At 68.2% G+C, this 14,812-nt stretch carries 14 protein-coding genes; 5 read left to right on the forward strand and 9 right to left on the reverse strand.

What is annotated here, in order from left to right; genetic code table 11:
* Nucleotides 1-11 precede the first annotated feature (11 nt).
* From ACPCUW_RS10220 to ACPCUW_RS10230, 3 genes are all read right to left on the reverse strand, one after another.
* Nucleotides 12-1,067: a hydrogenase expression protein HypE gene (locus ACPCUW_RS10220; protein ID WP_063014144.1), complete on the reverse strand. Its 1,056-nt coding sequence runs from the start codon at nt 1,065-1,067 to the stop codon at nt 12-14.
* An 81-nt stretch (nt 1,068-1,148) separates the two neighbouring features.
* Complete coding sequence (gene hypB, locus ACPCUW_RS10225) at nt 1,149-2,081, reverse strand: hydrogenase nickel incorporation protein HypB (protein WP_423424448.1); 933 nt, start codon at nt 2,079-2,081, stop codon at nt 1,149-1,151.
* On the reverse strand, nt 2,036-2,413 hold the full coding sequence (locus ACPCUW_RS10230) for a hydrogenase maturation nickel metallochaperone HypA (RefSeq protein WP_423424450.1): 378 nt from the start codon (nt 2,411-2,413) through the stop codon (nt 2,036-2,038). The genes hypB and ACPCUW_RS10230 overlap by 46 nt, the downstream gene beginning before the upstream one ends.
* Nucleotides 2,414-2,709: 296 nt before the next feature.
* On the opposite strand from ACPCUW_RS10230, the gene ACPCUW_RS10235 reads away from it, so the two are divergent.
* Together ACPCUW_RS10235 and ACPCUW_RS10240 are read left to right on the forward strand one after the other, a co-directional pair.
* Nucleotides 2,710-3,453, forward strand: coding sequence for a patatin-like phospholipase family protein (locus tag ACPCUW_RS10235; protein ID WP_423424451.1), 744 nt, complete (start codon nt 2,710-2,712; stop codon nt 3,451-3,453).
* A 489-nt stretch (nt 3,454-3,942) separates the two neighbouring features.
* A complete protein-coding gene (locus tag ACPCUW_RS10240; RefSeq protein ID WP_423424453.1) occupies nt 3,943-4,890 on the forward strand; it encodes an alpha/beta hydrolase family esterase in 948 nt (315 codons plus the stop codon).
* Between the two features lie 23 nt (nt 4,891-4,913).
* Here ACPCUW_RS10240 and ACPCUW_RS10245 read toward each other — a convergent pair whose 3' ends face one another.
* On the reverse strand, nt 4,914-6,053 hold the full coding sequence (locus ACPCUW_RS10245; protein ID WP_423424455.1) for an acyl-CoA dehydrogenase family protein: 1,140 nt from the start codon (nt 6,051-6,053) through the stop codon (nt 4,914-4,916).
* 99 nt (nt 6,054-6,152) lie between these two features.
* Here ACPCUW_RS10245 and ACPCUW_RS10250 point away from each other — a divergent pair, with 99 nt between their 5' ends.
* Complete coding sequence (locus tag ACPCUW_RS10250; RefSeq protein WP_423424456.1) at nt 6,153-6,737, forward strand: TetR/AcrR family transcriptional regulator; 585 nt, start codon at nt 6,153-6,155, stop codon at nt 6,735-6,737.
* On the opposite strand, the gene ACPCUW_RS10255 is transcribed toward ACPCUW_RS10250, so the two are convergent.
* The gene (locus ACPCUW_RS10255; RefSeq protein WP_423424458.1) at nt 6,728-7,339 is read right to left on the reverse strand and encodes a TetR/AcrR family transcriptional regulator; all 612 of its coding nucleotides are present in this window, start codon (nt 7,337-7,339) and stop codon (nt 6,728-6,730) included. The two genes, ACPCUW_RS10250 and ACPCUW_RS10255, sit on opposite strands and share 10 nt — an antisense overlap.
* 99 nt (nt 7,340-7,438) lie before the next feature.
* On the opposite strand from ACPCUW_RS10255, the gene ACPCUW_RS10260 reads away from it, so the two are divergent.
* On the forward strand, nt 7,439-8,782 hold the full coding sequence (locus tag ACPCUW_RS10260; RefSeq protein WP_423424460.1) for a cytochrome P450: 1,344 nt from the start codon (nt 7,439-7,441) through the stop codon (nt 8,780-8,782).
* A gap of 9 nt (nt 8,783-8,791) precedes the next feature.
* On the opposite strand, the gene ACPCUW_RS10265 is transcribed toward ACPCUW_RS10260, so the two are convergent.
* Both ACPCUW_RS10265 and ACPCUW_RS10270 read right to left on the reverse strand, forming a co-directional pair.
* The gene (locus tag ACPCUW_RS10265) at nt 8,792-10,993 is read right to left on the reverse strand and encodes an acyl-CoA dehydrogenase family protein (protein ID WP_423424462.1); all 2,202 of its coding nucleotides are present in this window, start codon (nt 10,991-10,993) and stop codon (nt 8,792-8,794) included.
* 87 nt (nt 10,994-11,080) lie between these two features.
* Nucleotides 11,081-11,590, reverse strand: coding sequence for a DUF2231 domain-containing protein (locus ACPCUW_RS10270; protein ID WP_423424464.1), 510 nt, complete (start codon nt 11,588-11,590; stop codon nt 11,081-11,083).
* Between the two features lie 262 nt (nt 11,591-11,852).
* Between ACPCUW_RS10270 and ACPCUW_RS10275 the strand changes: the two genes are divergently transcribed.
* Nucleotides 11,853-12,710 carry an aldo/keto reductase gene (locus ACPCUW_RS10275; RefSeq protein ID WP_423424465.1) on the forward strand — a complete coding sequence of 286 codons (858 nt, stop codon included), beginning with the start codon at nt 11,853-11,855 and terminating at the stop codon, nt 12,708-12,710.
* Here ACPCUW_RS10275 and ACPCUW_RS10280 read toward each other — a convergent pair.
* Nucleotides 12,697-13,863 carry a PP2C family protein-serine/threonine phosphatase gene (locus ACPCUW_RS10280; RefSeq protein ID WP_423424507.1) on the reverse strand — a complete coding sequence of 389 codons (1,167 nt, stop codon included), beginning with the start codon at nt 13,861-13,863 and terminating at the stop codon, nt 12,697-12,699. The genes ACPCUW_RS10275 and ACPCUW_RS10280 overlap by 14 nt on opposite strands.
* Nucleotides 13,864-13,937: 74 nt before the next feature.
* Complete coding sequence (locus ACPCUW_RS10285; protein WP_423424467.1) at nt 13,938-14,750, reverse strand: alpha/beta fold hydrolase; 813 nt, start codon at nt 14,748-14,750, stop codon at nt 13,938-13,940.
* Between the last annotated feature and the right edge of the window lie 62 nt (nt 14,751-14,812).

Here is a 14,812-nt window from a genome sequence, read left to right on the forward strand (position 1 = left end):
GCGAGATCCTCCTACCAGGTGCGAGTCGCGCCCGTATCGAGTTTCTCCCCCTTGTGCCGCCAGTGCGGCTCCTTGTCGACCGTGCGGCCGGTGATGTGACGCAGACTGCGGATCACCGATCCGTACAACCCCGATGCGGAGGACGAGAGTTTCCCGCCGGGTGGTTCGTCCATGAACGGCATGAATTTGTCCGGGAATCCCGGCATGGTGCAGCCGATGCAGATACCGCCGACGTTCGGGCATCCGCCGACGCCGTTGAGCCAGCCGCGTTTGGGCACATTGCATTTCACGACCGGGCCCCAGCACCCCAATTTCACGATGCACTTCGGCGAGCCGTACTCCTCGGCGAAATCACCCTGCTCGTAATATCCCGCGCGATCGCAGCCCTCGTGCACGGTCGCCCCGAACAACCACTTCGGGCGCAGCGCCTCGTCGAGCGGAATCATCGGCGCCTGGCCGGTGGCCATGTACAGCAGATAGGTCAGTGTTTCGGACAGGTTGTCCGGCTGGATCGGGCAACCCGGCACGCAGACGATCGGGATATCGGCCTTGGACTTCCACTGCCAGCCGAGATAGTCCGGAACTCCCATCGCTCCGGTGGGATTACCGGCCATCGCGTGAATGCCGCCGTAGGTGGCGCAGGTGCCGACCGCCACCACCGCGGTGGCCTTGGGCGCCAGCCGGTCGAGCCATTCACTGGTGGTCATCGGCTGGTTGGTCTCCGGGTTGTTGCCGAAACCGCACCAATAGCCGTCGCCGTGCAATTGTTCGTTCGGGATCGAGCCTTCGACCACCAGAACGAAGGGTTCGAGTTCGCCGCGGTCGGCCTTGAAGAACCATTCGAGGAAGTCGTCGGCTCCCCCGTTCGGACCGCATTCGAAATCGATCAGCGGCCAATGTACGGCGATCTTGGGCAGGCCGGGAAGCGCTCCGAGAGCGATTTCCTCGACACTGGGCTGGGTGGCGGCAGTCAACGCCACCGAATCACCGTCACAACTGAGGCCCGCGTTGATCCACAGGACGTGTATCAGCGTCTCTTCGGCCCGAACTGCTTCCTGGGTTGGCATGAACGCCGCCTTCCCGAGCCGGGCGGGGCTGGCCGATCCGGCTCGAAGCCGTCTCAATCTGTGATACAGACCACACAGATGTTAGTCGCGTGACATATGAACCTCAATGGGTGCGCCGACCGTGGACGGGCGTTGCCCGGCCAGCCAGCCGTACCAGTCGTCGAGGCCCTCTCCGCTGGTCGCCGATATCGCGAGGACCGGCACCCCGGAGTTGATCGTGTGGATGTAGCGCGTACAGGCGGCGAGATCGAAGTCGACGTAGGGCAGCAGGTCGATCTTGTTGATCAGCACGAGCCCGGCCGCGGCGAACATATGCGGATATTTCAGCGGCTTGTCGGTCCCCTCGGTCACCGAGACGATCACGACCTTCGCGCGCTCGCCGAGGTCGAACAGCGCCGGGCACACCAGATTGCCGACGTTCTCGATCAAGACCACGCTGCCGCGCGCCGGGGCCAGCGAGTCGAGCGCGCCGCGGGTCATCTGCGCGTCGAGATGACAGCCGGCGCCGGTGTTGATCTGCACCACGGGGCAGCCGGTGGACTCGATCCGACGCGCGTCCAGCAGCGTCTCCTGATCGCCCTCGACGACGGCGATCGGCATGCCCGGGCATTCCCGAATGGTGCGTTCGAGCAGCGTCGTCTTGCCCGCGCCCGGTGAGCTGGTGAGGTTCAGCGCGAGAATGTCCCGCTCGGCCAGCCAGCGCCGATTCTCTTGTGCCAGTTGGTCGTTCTTGGCCAGCACCTTCTGTTCCAGAGTCACGGTCGCGGTCGGCGGACCGCCGTCCTCGTGCCGGGAATCGTGCCCGTCGCCTCGGCGGGGACCGTGCTCGTGCGGGTGGCTGCCGTCGTGCGGGTGATCGTGGCCGTGACCGCCGTCGTGCGAGTGGTCGTGGCCGTGACCGGCATCGTGGGAGTGGTCGTGTCCGTGATCGCCGTCGTGCGGATGTTCGTGCTCGTGCGGGCCGGTGATCACCGCCTGGGTGTCGTCGCCGCCGCATCCGCAGGTTGCGCACATGTGTCACTCACCTCCATGGAGCGGATTCGCAGCTCCCGCCCGGCGCGGATGTCGACGTCGGCGCTGCCGCACGCGCACAGCGGGATCAAATCGGGCAGAGCGAATTCGGCGCCGCAGGTGCGGCAGCGCGCCCGGCCCGGAACTTCCTCGATCACGAGTTCGGCGCCCTCGGCGAGGGTCCCATCGGCCGCGAGGCCGAAACAGAAGTGCAGGGAATCCGGAACCACCGCGCAGAGCATCCCGATCGCGACGGTCACGCGGTGCACCCGCCGCCCGGCAGCGTGTTCACACGCGCCGCTCACGATCCCCTGCGCGATTGCCAGCTCGTGCATGAGTTCTCTCGATTCATCGATGCGCCGATTCATCGCAGGCCGACCCACTCAGCGTACTCCGGCAACTTTCCCGCACAACCCGCTTACCAGGAGATCCGCTCGTCCCGGCTGCCCCCGGCGATCACTCGGCGGCGCCCCCTTCGGCGGTCCCCGGGATACGTCCACCCGCTACGGTCCGGCCCTTCCGGAGGCCCTCCGCGCTCACCTGCTGCGGACGTCACACCGTGGCCCCGTGTGCCGGCACCGGGCCCCGGCTGTGGGAGCACCGCCCCGCGGGTCGCCGGTAGGCTCGACGCGTGACTTCCGCTCTGCAGCCCAACGGTTTTCGGTCCGCGCTCGTGCTGGGCGGAGGTGGATCGGTCGGCACCGTGTGGACGGTCGGGCTGCTGGTCGGCCTGCGGGAAGCCGGGATCGACCTCGCGCGAGCGGACCGCATCGTCGGCACCTCGGCCGGCGCGGTCGTCGCCGCGGTACTCGCCGAGGGCGGCGACGTCGCCCGCTTGCTCACCCCGCCCGAGCCGGGGCAGGAACCCGCCCCGGCCGTCCCTGCCGACGCCGCCGAACACGTGGCGCGAATGGACGCCCTGCTGGCGATGCCGCACTGGCCGAACCGCGATCTGATCATCACCTCGGTCGATGCCGAGTCCGGAGAGCTGCGGGCGTGGACCCGAACCGATGCGGCGTCCGTGGCGGAGGCGGTCGCGGCGAGCACGGCGGTGCCGGGAGTGTTCCCGCCGATCCCGATCGACGGCGGCCGCTACACCGACGGCGGCGTGCGCTCCCCGATCAACGCCGACCTCGCGGCCGGCGCCGAGACGATCGTGATCCTGGAACCGGGCGCCCACCTCTACCCCCGAGCCGAGACCGACCACGAACTCGCCTCGGCCACAACGGTTTCCCTGTCCCCCGACGCCCAAGCCATAGCCGCCACCGGGGCGGACGTCTTCGATCCGGCCGCACTCCGGCCCGCCTACGAGGCGGGCCTGCGCCAGAGCGCGGTCGCCGCCGCACGCCTACGTGAGATCTGGCCCGCGCCATAGCCCGACGCATGTGCGGTCGGGCTGGTCACCGCCCGCCGGTCACCACGCCGACCGCGACACCGATGACCGCGGCGTTGTAGAAGAATCCGAGCACCGAATGCACCAGCACTTGTGCGCGGATGTCGCGATGTGCCCTGCACTTCGACGAGCGATTCCTCGGGGTCCTCCTCGCGCCGGTGCCGCCACAGCCGCACCGCCCAGATACCGACGTAGACGGCTGCCAGCACGTCCCAGATCAGGAGCCCGGCGTTCGGAGCGCCGACCCACAACACGGCCAGCCCCACGACCACGAGCCCTGCCTCCATCACCCGGCTGACGATCACTCTCGGCCTGATCATGAACCGATCATCGTCGCAGTCGGCGCCCGATTGTCGGACGTACCGTCCGGCGGGCACCGCGTCGCGTTACGTCCTGCCGCCCCTGCGGATTTCAGAAGATCCTCAGCTTCACGCGGCCGACGCAGCGACGGATCCGGTTTACGGTGGTGCGATGGGTAAGCCGTTCGCACCGATTCCGGCCGTCGTCGCGGCAGCCGGTCTGCTCGCCGCAGTGGGCGGATGTGCTCCTTTGCATGCCGCTCCGGCCGGGGACCGGGCGGTCACAGTGGAGTCGAGCGGTCTGCCACGGCAGTACCTGATCCACGAACCGTCATCACCCGGGCCGGGGAGACGACCGGCCGTCCTCATCTTCCACGGCGGCGGCGGAACAGCCGAAAACATGGCCGCCACAACCGGTTTCGATGCCCTGGCCGACACCGAGGGTTTCGTCGCCGTCTACCCCGTCGGCTCCGACAAGAGCTGGAACGACGGCCGGGGCGCGGACACCACCGCGGGCGCGAAGCGGATCGACGATATCGCCTTCGTCTCCGCGATCATCGACCGCCTCGTCGCCGACAACGACGTCGATCCGACCCGCGTCTATGCCACCGGCCTGTCCAACGGCGCGATGTTCACCGAGTACCTCGGCTGCCGGCTCTCGGCCGAGATCGCCGCGATCGCGCCGGTCGCCGGACCGCTTCCCGCCGCCGATGCCGCCGACTGCGCGCCCACGCATCCGCTGCCGGTGCTCGAAATCCACGGCACCGCGGACCCGGTCGTCCCCTACGACGGCGGAGTCGTGCGGATGACCTCCGGCCGCCTCGGCCCTGGCACCAGCCCTGTCCTGTCCGTCGACGCCACCCAGCAACTGTGGCGCACGAAAAACCGGTGCGGCCCCGTCACGACCGCCGAACTGCCGACTGTCGTCGACGACGGAACCACCGTCCACACCGAGACCGTCGCGTGTGCCGACAACACTCGGGTAGCGGCGTATTCGATCGACAACGGCGGCCACACCTGGCCCGGCGGCCCGCAATATCTGCCCGCCGCCCTCGTCGGCAAGGTCAGCCGGCAATTCGACGCCGCCACTGTCATCTGGCAGTTCTTCAGCGGCCGATAACGCCCCAAGTCCTTGGCGGGCGGCTACTTCGCGAGTGAGCGGCTGATGACCAGACGCTGAATCTGGTTGGTGCCCTCGAAGATCTGCGTGATCTTGGCTTCCCGCATATACCGCTCGACACGGAAGTCGCGGGTGTAGCCGTAGCCTCCGAAGACCTGCACCGCGTCGGTGGTCACCTTCATCGCGGCGTCGGTGGCGACGAGCTTGGCGACCGAGGCCTGCCGCGAGTAGGGCAGTCCGGCATCGCGACGGCGCGCGGCGTCGAGGTAGGTGGCCCGGGCTGAGTCGACGGCGGCGGCCATATCGGCGAGCAGGAACCCCAGGCCCTGATGATCGATGATCTTGCGGCCGAAGGTGCTGCGCTCCTTCGCATAGCCGACGGCCTCGTCGAGCGCCGCCTGCGCCAATCCCGTCGCCACCGCGGCGATCCCGAGGCGCCCGGAATCCAAGGCGCTCAAAGCGATTTGCAGACCTTGCCCCTCGGCGCCGATCCGCCGCTCCGCGGGCAGGTACGCGTCGTCGTAATGCGCGGTCGTGGTCGGCACCGCGTGCAGGCCCATCTTTTCCTCGGGCTTGCCGAAACTCAGACCCTCGAGGTCCTTCGGCACCAGGAAGCACGAGATCCCGCGCGAGCCTTCACCGGTCCGGGCGAACACGTTGTAGAAGTCGGCGATCCCACCGTGGGTGATCCACGCCTTGGTGCCGTTGAGCCGATAACCACCGTCCACCGGCGCGGCCTTGCACGCCACCGCTGCGGCATCCGATCCCGCTTGCGGTTCGGACAGGCTGTAGGCGCCGATCGTGGTGCCGCCGAGCATTTCCGGTAGCCAGCGGCGCTGCTGTTCCTCGGTCCCGAACGCCATCAGCGGATGGCAGGCGAGGCTGTGCACGCTCACCGCCACCGCGACGGCCGCCCACCGCGCCGCGATCTCCTCGAGCACCTGCAGATACACCTCGTAGGGCTGGCCGCCACCGCCCCACTCCTGCGGATACGGCAGACTCAGCAACCCCGCCTCGCCGAGCGTGGCGAAGACACCGGTCGGATACGACTCCGACCGCTCGTGCTCGTCGACGATCGGCGCGAGCGCCTTGTCCGCGATGTCACGGGTGAGCTGGATCAGCTCGTGCGCCTCGTCGGTGGGCAGCAATCGATCGACAGCCACGACATTCTCCCTCTCGGCCACGCCTGACAGTACTCTGTTACCGGCCACAGTACTGTCCGCCGAACAGTACTGCAACACTCGTTTGAGTACTATTCAGGCATGGCGCAGACGACTCGCAGCGGTTTCGGCACCCGGCGGCGGACCGAACTGTTCGACGCACTCGTCGACCTCTTCCTGACCGAGGGCTTCGCCCATCTCACCCTCGACGAGATCGCCGCGCGGCTGCGCTGTTCCAAGAGCACGCTCTACACCCTCGCCGGCAGCAAGGAACAGCTGGTCCGCGCCGCCATCGTGCACTTCTTCCGGCGCGCCACCGACGATGTCGAGCAACGCATCGCGACCACCACCGGCGCCCGCGAACGCATCATCGCCTATCTGTCCGCCGTCGGAGCCGTCCTCGGCGCCGCATCGCAGCAGTTCATGACCGACCTGGACGCCTTCGCACCCGCCCGGGAGGTCTACGAACAGAACACCCGCCTCGCGGCGAGAAGAGTCCGCGAATTGGTCGACGACGGAGTCGCGGCCGGCGAATTCCGGGAAGTACACGCCGCTTTCGCCGCCGACCTCGCCGCGACCATGATGGTCCGCATCCAGCAGGGCGGTGTCCGCACCGAAACCGGCCTCGACCACGCCGACGCCTACCGCGAACTCGCGGCCATCCTCACCACCGGCATTCAGCGGTAGAGACCGCGCAGCGCCCGGCACGCAGCTTCGACGATCTCGTCGGCGGTCACCTCGATCGCACCGTCGAGCCAGGCGGTGACCAGTTCGGCCATACCGCCGATGAACAGCAGACCGGAGGTTTCGTCGGCGGCCCGGCTGCGGCCGGCATCGCCGAGCCACGTTCGCACTTCGAGGGCCGACTCGTGCGCCAGGTGCCGGAGCAATTCCGTTCGCCGCCTTCGCAAGTGCGGAAACGCCACCGACTCGACGATCGCGACGCGCCCCTTGCGCGGATCCTCGACCAGCAGCCGCACGAACGCGCCGATCGATGCCCGCATGCGGGCTTCCGGATCATTTCCCGCCGCGTCGGCGGCGCCGCGGCTGATGTTCTCGATGTCGACGGCGATCCCGTCGAGCACGGCCTCGAGCAGGGCGTCGAGTCCGGTGAAACTCTCGTAGAAGTAGCGCTCGCTGAGTCCGGCCACCGCACACACCGCGGTCATCGTCGTCCGTGTCCCCGCCTCGGCCCACACCGTGAGCCCCGCGTCCAGCAGCCGCGACCGGCGTTCGGTGGCCCGTTCGGCGGCGGTCGCTCCGCGATAGACCCCTGATTGCACGGCCATGGCCCCAGCATGCCACAGCGAGTTCCACACGAAGATTGACAGGATGTCCTTCCTGAATCAGGCTGTGACGTGAGCGACATCACAGAGACGAGGTGTGCGATGACGGCCGACGCCCTGCAGACCAGGCCCATCCCGACGCAGCGGCGGGAGGACCGCGGCTACCCCGTACTCGGGCAAGTTCTGCAATTCGCCCAGGACCCGCTGGCTCTGTTCCAGCGCGAATGGGATCACTACGGGCCGGTCGCCCCGATGTACTCACTCGGCCGGACCGCGGCCCTGCTGCTCGGCCCCGACGCGTGCGGCGAGGCACTGCTGAACAAGGACGGGGCGCTGGCCAACGGTCCGGCGTGGTCGCGGCTGGTCGGCCCGTTCTTCCACGGCGGGCTCATGCTCATCGATTTCGACGAGCACAAGCGGCATCGGCGAATCATGCAGCAGGCGTTCACCCGCCCCCGCCTGCAGACCTATACCGAGCGCCTGCATCCGGCGATCGAACAGGGTGTCGCGCAGTGGGGTGAGAGCGAATCCTTCCCCGCCTACTGGAAACTCAAGCAACTCACCCTCGATATCGCCGCCGATCTGTTCATGGGTGGCGCCGCGGACACCTCACCGGCCCAGATGGAGCGGATCAACAAGGCGTTCATCGCGTGCGTGCAGGCCGCGGCCGGAATCGTGCGCGGCAACGTGCCGTTCACCCGCTGGGGCAGGGCCTATCGCGGCCGGCGAGTGCTCGAAGACTTTCTACGGCACTATCTGCCCACGAAACGCGCCGAGCAGACCGACGACATCTTCTCGGTGCTGTGTCATATCGAAGACGAGAACGGCGCCCGGTTCAGCGACGACGACGTGGTCAACCACATGATCTTCTTGATGATGGCCGCCCACGACACCTCCACCATCACCACCTCGACGATCCTGCAGTACCTCGGACAACACCCGGAATGGCAGCAGCGTTGCCGCAGTGAGGCATCGGCGCTGGGCCCCGCGCCGTCGATGGCCGAACTCGAGCGCCTGGAGTCCATCGATCTGGTGATGCGCGAGGCGCTGCGACTGCGCGCCCCGGTTCCGGTGCTGGTCCGCTACGCGGTGAAAGACACGGTGATCCAAGGGGTTCGAATCCCGGCCGACACCGATGTGGTCGTCGGAATCCAGTTCACCCATCTGATGCCGCAGTACTGGACCGACCCGCACACCTTCGATCCCGACCGCTTCGGCCCCGAACGCCGCGAGGACAAATCCCATCGCTTCGCGTGGGAGCCCTTCGGCGGCGGCGCGCACAAATGCATCGGCATGCATTTCGGTGGGCTGGAAGTGAAGTCGATCATGCATCGCCTGCTGCGCGACTACCACTGGCGGGTGGATCCCGCCTACGTCGCGCCCCTGGACTACCACTCCCTGCCCTACCCCAAGGACGGCCTGCCCATCACCTTCGTCCGCAACTGAGCACGCCCGCTATTTCCGCGGCAAGCCCATCACCAGGGTGGCGATGGTGTTGAGCTGGATCTCCAGGGTCCCGCCGCCGATCACCCAGCTGGGGATGTCGAGCTCGTGGAGGACGACTTCGCAGTCCTTCTCGTTCAGCGCCGCGGCCGGCCCGACGAGTTCGAGCGCGGCGGCCGCGGCGTCGGTGTGCAGCATGGAGGCCGCGGCCTTGGAAATACTGGTGGCCGGGCCGATTGCGTGACCGTCGAGGCGGCGAATGGTCTCGCGCAGGTTCATCGCCGAGATGGCGGCTCCGCGGGCACTGATCCGTCCCAGCACACGCAGGGCGTTGTCGCGACTGCCCGCGTACTCTCCGCGCTCGATGATGCCGACGATGCGGGAGTTGTGCCCGGGGTCGCGGACGCCACCGATGAAAAGCCGTTCCTGGGCAAGGGTTTCCAACGTCAGCGCCCAGCCCTGTCCGACCTCGCCGAGGACCATGTCGCCGGGGACGAAGGCGTCGTCGAAGAACACCTCGTTGAATTCGGCGTTACCGCTGGACTGGGTGATCGGCCGGACCGTCACCCCCGCACCGTGCATATCGACCAGGAACATGGTCAGGCCCCGGTGGCGTTCGGCCTCGGGATCGGTGCGGGCCAGCAGCAGTCCCCAGTCGCAGCGATGCGCCAGTGTGGTCCAGATCTTCTGCCCGTTCAGCCGCCAGCCGTCGCCGTCCTCGGTGGCGCGCAGGCTCAGCGACGCCACATCCGAACCTGCCTCCGGTTCGCTCATCAGCTGGCACCAGATCTCCTCGCCGCGCAGGGCGGGCGCGGCCAGCCGGGCGAGCTGTTCGGGGGTGCCGCGCTGCAGCACGATCGGCACCACCCACTGGCCGATTCCCATGGAGGGCTGGGCGATTCCGTGCTTGTCGTATTCGTCCTGCAGGATCAACTGTTCCAGCGGACCGGCCTCGATCCCCCACGGTTTCGGCATCGGCGGCGAGACCAGCCCGGAGTCGGCGAGCAGGGTCCGCCGGGGGCCGGTATTGGTGGCGTCGTGGTCACCGATCTTGCCCGGATTCGGATTGTCCAGGGCGGCGGCCCGGTCCAGAATCTCCGAAACCCATTCGCGGAACGAGGAATCGGTTTCCGGCAGCGGCACCGCGAATGTGCGCGGGCCGCCGAGCGCGACCTCACCGAGGCGGCGTTCCCAGCTCTCCGCGCACCCGCCGAGTCCGGCCAGCGACATCGCCCGCCGCCAGTACAGGTGCAGATCGTGCTCCCAGGTGAACCCGATCGCGCCGTGCAGGCACAGACATTCCACGGCCGCGTGCACGGCGTTGCCGAGGGTGGTGAGCGCGGCGCCGGCCGCGGCGTGCGTGCGCTGAGCCGGTTCGTCGGCGAGGCCGCGCACCGCGTCCCAGGCCGCCGAGGTGGCCAGTTCACTGGTGATCAGCAGTTGCGCGGCACGGTGCTGCACGGCCTGGAAGGAACCGATGGGGCGGCCGAATTGCTTGCGGGCCTTGACGTATTCGATGGCCGTGTCCGAACACCAGCGGATCACCCCGGCCGCTTCGGCGGCCATGAAGGCGGTGGCGACCGCCTCGGCGTAGCCCGAGTCGATGCCGGTGAGCTCGATTCCGGCGACATCGTGCAGGCGGACGACGGCGAGGTCGCGGCCGAGGTCCGATCCGGCACACGCCTCGATCCGCACGCCCGCGGCGCCACGTTCCACCAGCAACCAGCGGGTCCGGTCGCCGTCGGCCGCGGCCACCAGGAGTACGTCGGCGGCGGCGGCGCCCAGGACCGGGGCGGTGGTACCGCTCGCCCGGCCGTCGGCGAACCGCACCCCATGTCCGGCATCCACGGTCGCACCGGTCCCGCCCTCGGCGAAACGTCGCAACGTATCGCTCACCGCAGCAACGGATTCCGCCGAGGCGACGATGGCGCTGGTGATCACCGAGGGCAGGAGCGGGCCGGGCAGCAGCGCCCGCCCGGCCTCGGCGAGCACCACCGCGATCTCGTCCGGAGTTCCGCCCTGTCCGCCCACCTCGTCCGGCAGATGCACACCGGGCAAACCCAGTGCGACCAGGTCGGCCCAGAAGGTGGGCCGTTCGCCGGCGGCGAGGCGATCGGTGTGCTTGCGGGTGTATTCACGGGTGTGGTGGCGGTCGGCGAATCCGCTGACGGCCTGCGCCAGCGCCGCCTGATCCGCGGTCAGGGCTAGGGGCACGATCTCACTCCGCTCGGCGTCGATACGGTCCGGGCTCCCGGCCGCGCACCCCGATTAGAACAGGTTCGCAGCGATGTGCGGGGCTGTTCACCGCGAGGACGTGACGCCCTGCGTCGCGGCGCGCGCGTGCGCGGGCCGGGTCGCCACCCCGTGCCAGGCCGAACCCGCCCCGGATTCGCCGATGCGGTAGATCTGCACGGTCGCGGCCACGCTCGCGGCGATCGCGACGACCGCCACCGCGCCCACGACCGGACGGGAGAGCCCGCGCTCACGGGTCGCACGCATATGAACCACCGCGATCAGGCCCGCCGCGACGAGCAACGCGACGGCGAAGTAGAGGAAGGTGTCGCCGAGATGGGTGTGGGTGCTCAGATCGGGATTGGCGCCGACCCGGCGCTCGAGCCATTCACCGGCCTCGGTGGTGATCGGAGTCAGGACGAGGACCACCACCGCCAGCGCCAGGTTCAGCCACACGAACCGCCGGCGCGCCGCCGGCCACAGCGCACACGCGATGGTGAGCACGGCGGTCAGCGGCACCAGCACCACCACGAAATGGACCAGAAGGATATGAGCGGGCAGCCCATTGAGAGTCGACATCGAAGGTCTTTCTTTCGGACGGACGAACGCGCGCCAGCGTTCCACGACCCTGCTGTGAAATCGCTGAGCCGCGATGCCGTCGTGATGAAGGTGACACTGCCGTCGGCCCCCGCCGATGTCGGCGGCGGTACAGCCGGGCCGCAGTGGGTAGTCGACGGCCGTAGGCGAATGTTTGCTGTCCTGCTGCCGAGCCGGACCTGCGCGCGATCGATCGAAAAACTTTCTCCCGCAATCTATTCGACGACCGAAGGAGTGGAAATCGATGGTTCTGAACGAGACGTACACGCTGTCCAACGGTGTGCGGGTGCCCAAGCTGGGGTTGGGCACCTGGTTCATCGACGACCACGAAGCGGCCCGGGCGGTGGCCGACGCCGTCGACATCGGATACCGCAATATCGACACCGCGCAGGCGTACGGAAACGAACGCGGCGTCGGGGAAGGGATCCGTACCAGTGGCGTCGCGCGTGAGGATCTGTTCGTCTCCAGCAAACTGGCGGCGGAAATCAAGAACTACCCCGACGCGGCCGCCGCCATCGATCGTTCGCTCGAAACGATGGGACTCGACCACATCGACCTCATGCTGATCCACAGTCCGCAACCCTGGGCCGACTTTCGGGGCGGGGACTACGCGGAGGGCAATCGGGAGGCCTGGCGAGCCCTCGAGGACGCGTATCGAGCGGGCAAGCTGCGGTCCATCGGCGTGTCCAACTTCGAACAGCACGACCTCGACAACATCCTCTCGGCCTGCACCGTCGCGCCACAGGTGAATCAATTGCTCGTGCACGTCGGAAACACTCCGGCCGACCTCATCGCCTACTGCGAGGACGAGAACATCCTCGTGGAGGCCTACTCCCCCATCGCGCACGGGGAAATACTCGAGAATCAGGACCTCGTCGCGATGGCGGACCGCTACGGAGTGACCGTGCCGCAACTGTGCATCCGCTACACCCTGCAACTCGGCACCCTCCCGCTGCCGAAAACGGCGAACCCGGATCACATGCGAAGCAACGCCCAGGTCGATTTCGTGATCGCCGACGACGACATGCGCGCGCTGCGGAACATGGAGCAGTTCCAGGATTACGGCGAGTCCAGCAGGTTCCCGGTTTTCAGCGGTCGGTAGCCGCGAGGGGCGGGATGCCGAGTGCGAGCAGGGCGGTGTCGTCGTCGACGCCGTCGAATCCCGCCAGCAACTCGGTCAACGCGGCGATCAGCGCGGGCGCCGACACCGGGCCGAGGGCATCGATGAATTCGCGAAGACGTTCCTCACCGAGGCGTTCGCGACCGCGGACGCGGGCCTCGGTGAGGCCGTCGCTGTAGAGCAGCAGGGTATCGCCGGGTGCGAGATGTACTGCGCGCCCGGCGAATACCGCATCCGGAAGTGCCCCGACCAGCATGCCGCCCGGAGTCTCGAGCAATTCGGTGGCGCCCTCGGCCCGGATCAGCACCGGTGGCGGATGCCCACCGGCGGCCAGGGTGAGCGTCGCGCCGGTGGGAGTGGGGCGCACGGAGCCGTAGACCACGGTGCAGAAACCCGTTGTGCCGGTGTCGAATTCGCGGCACAACACCGTGTTGAGGTGTGCCAGCACGGCCAGGGGGTCCGGGTCGTAGACCGCCGCGGCGCGCATCGTGTATCGCGCCGAGGACGTCACCACCGCGGCGTCGGCGCCTTTGCCGCAGACGTCGCCCAGGAAGAATCCCCAGGTGTCGGGGGTCAGCGGGAACAGGTCGTAGAAGTCGCCGCCGACCTCGTCGGCGGACGCGGGATGGTAGTAGGCGGCGACCTGCATACCCGGCACCGCCGGCAGTTCGGACGGCAGCAGACTGCGCTGCAGGGTGGCGGCCAGGGTGAACGCCCGCTCTCGTTCATGCTCGGCGGCCTGGCGAGCGCGCAGGAGTTCCTGCTCGTAGGCGCGGCGCTCGCGGGCATCGAAGATCGTGGTGCGGATCAGTTGCGCGGTGCCGTCGGAGCCGCGTTTCACCACCGACGTCACCAGCACCGGCAACCTCGTCCCGTCGGCGCAGCGCAGGTCGAGAGCCAGGCCGTTGACGTTACCGTGCATGGCCAGCATCGGCGCCATATGGGTCTCGTAGTAGATGCGCGCGCCCACCGCGAGCAGATCGGTGAATGCGCGGCGCCCGATCAGCTCGGACCGCTCGTAGCCCAGCCAGCCCACCAGGGTGCTGTTGATCTTGGCGATCGAGCCGTCCATCAGGGTGGACAGGTATCCGCACGGCGCGTTGTCGTAGAGGTCCTCGGCGCTGTCCTCCAGCATCGCCGAGAAGGCGGGGTCGGCATCGGGTGACCGCTCGCGGTCGCGACGGTCGGCCTCGCCCTGCCGGCACATCATCATCGGCTTATCGCGGCCAGGCCCGCGAACGCTTCGATGGCGGCGGCGGTGAGTTCGGGGGCGCTCAGTTGCGGGCAGTGCCCGGTGGCGTCGAGGGTGACCAGTTCGCTGCCCCGGATCCGGTCGTGAACGAATCGGCCCACCTCGCGCGGGGCGATCGGATCCTGCGCGGTTTCCAGGATCAGCGTCGGCACGCTCACCTGCCGCAGGTCGGCACGATTGTCGGACAGGAAGGTGGCGCGCGCGAAAACCCGCGCGATCGCCGGATCCATCCGGCAGAAACTCTCCGTCAACTCGGCGCCCAGTTCCGGCCGGTCCGGATTGCCCATGATCACCGGGGCCATGGACGCCGACCAGCCCAGATAGTTGGCCTCGAGGGCGTCGAGCAATTCCTCGATATCGGCGCGGCTGAATCCACCGCGGTAGTCACCGTCGTCGATATACCGCGGTGAGGGCGTCACCAGCACCAGCTTCGCGAACCGTTCCGGCGCCCGATTCGCCGCCAGCACCGCGATCATCGCCGACACGGAATGGCCGACCAGCACCACATCACGCAGATCCAGCTCGGCACAGATATCGATGATGTCGTCGGCATAGGCGTGCAGGTCGCCGTACCGGTCGGCCGACCACGCCCGGACATCCGAGCGGCCCGAACCGACATGATCGAACAGCACCACCCGGAAACGCCGCGCCAGGATCGGGGTGACCAGGCGCCACATGTTCTGATCACAGCCGAATCCGTGCGCCAGCAGCAGCGTCGGCCCCTCCGCCGAGCCGAGGACGACCACGTTGTTCCTGTCACGCACTGCCACCCGACATGCTTACCACGCCGACGCCGGACCGACCTTCTCCTCGGAGCCGCGCGTGCCGAAGC

Origin of the sequence: Nocardia sp. AB354, assembly GCF_049538315.1 — a bacterium.
In the GTDB taxonomy this organism is placed as follows: domain Bacteria; phylum Actinomycetota; class Actinomycetes; order Mycobacteriales; family Mycobacteriaceae; genus Nocardia; species Nocardia nova.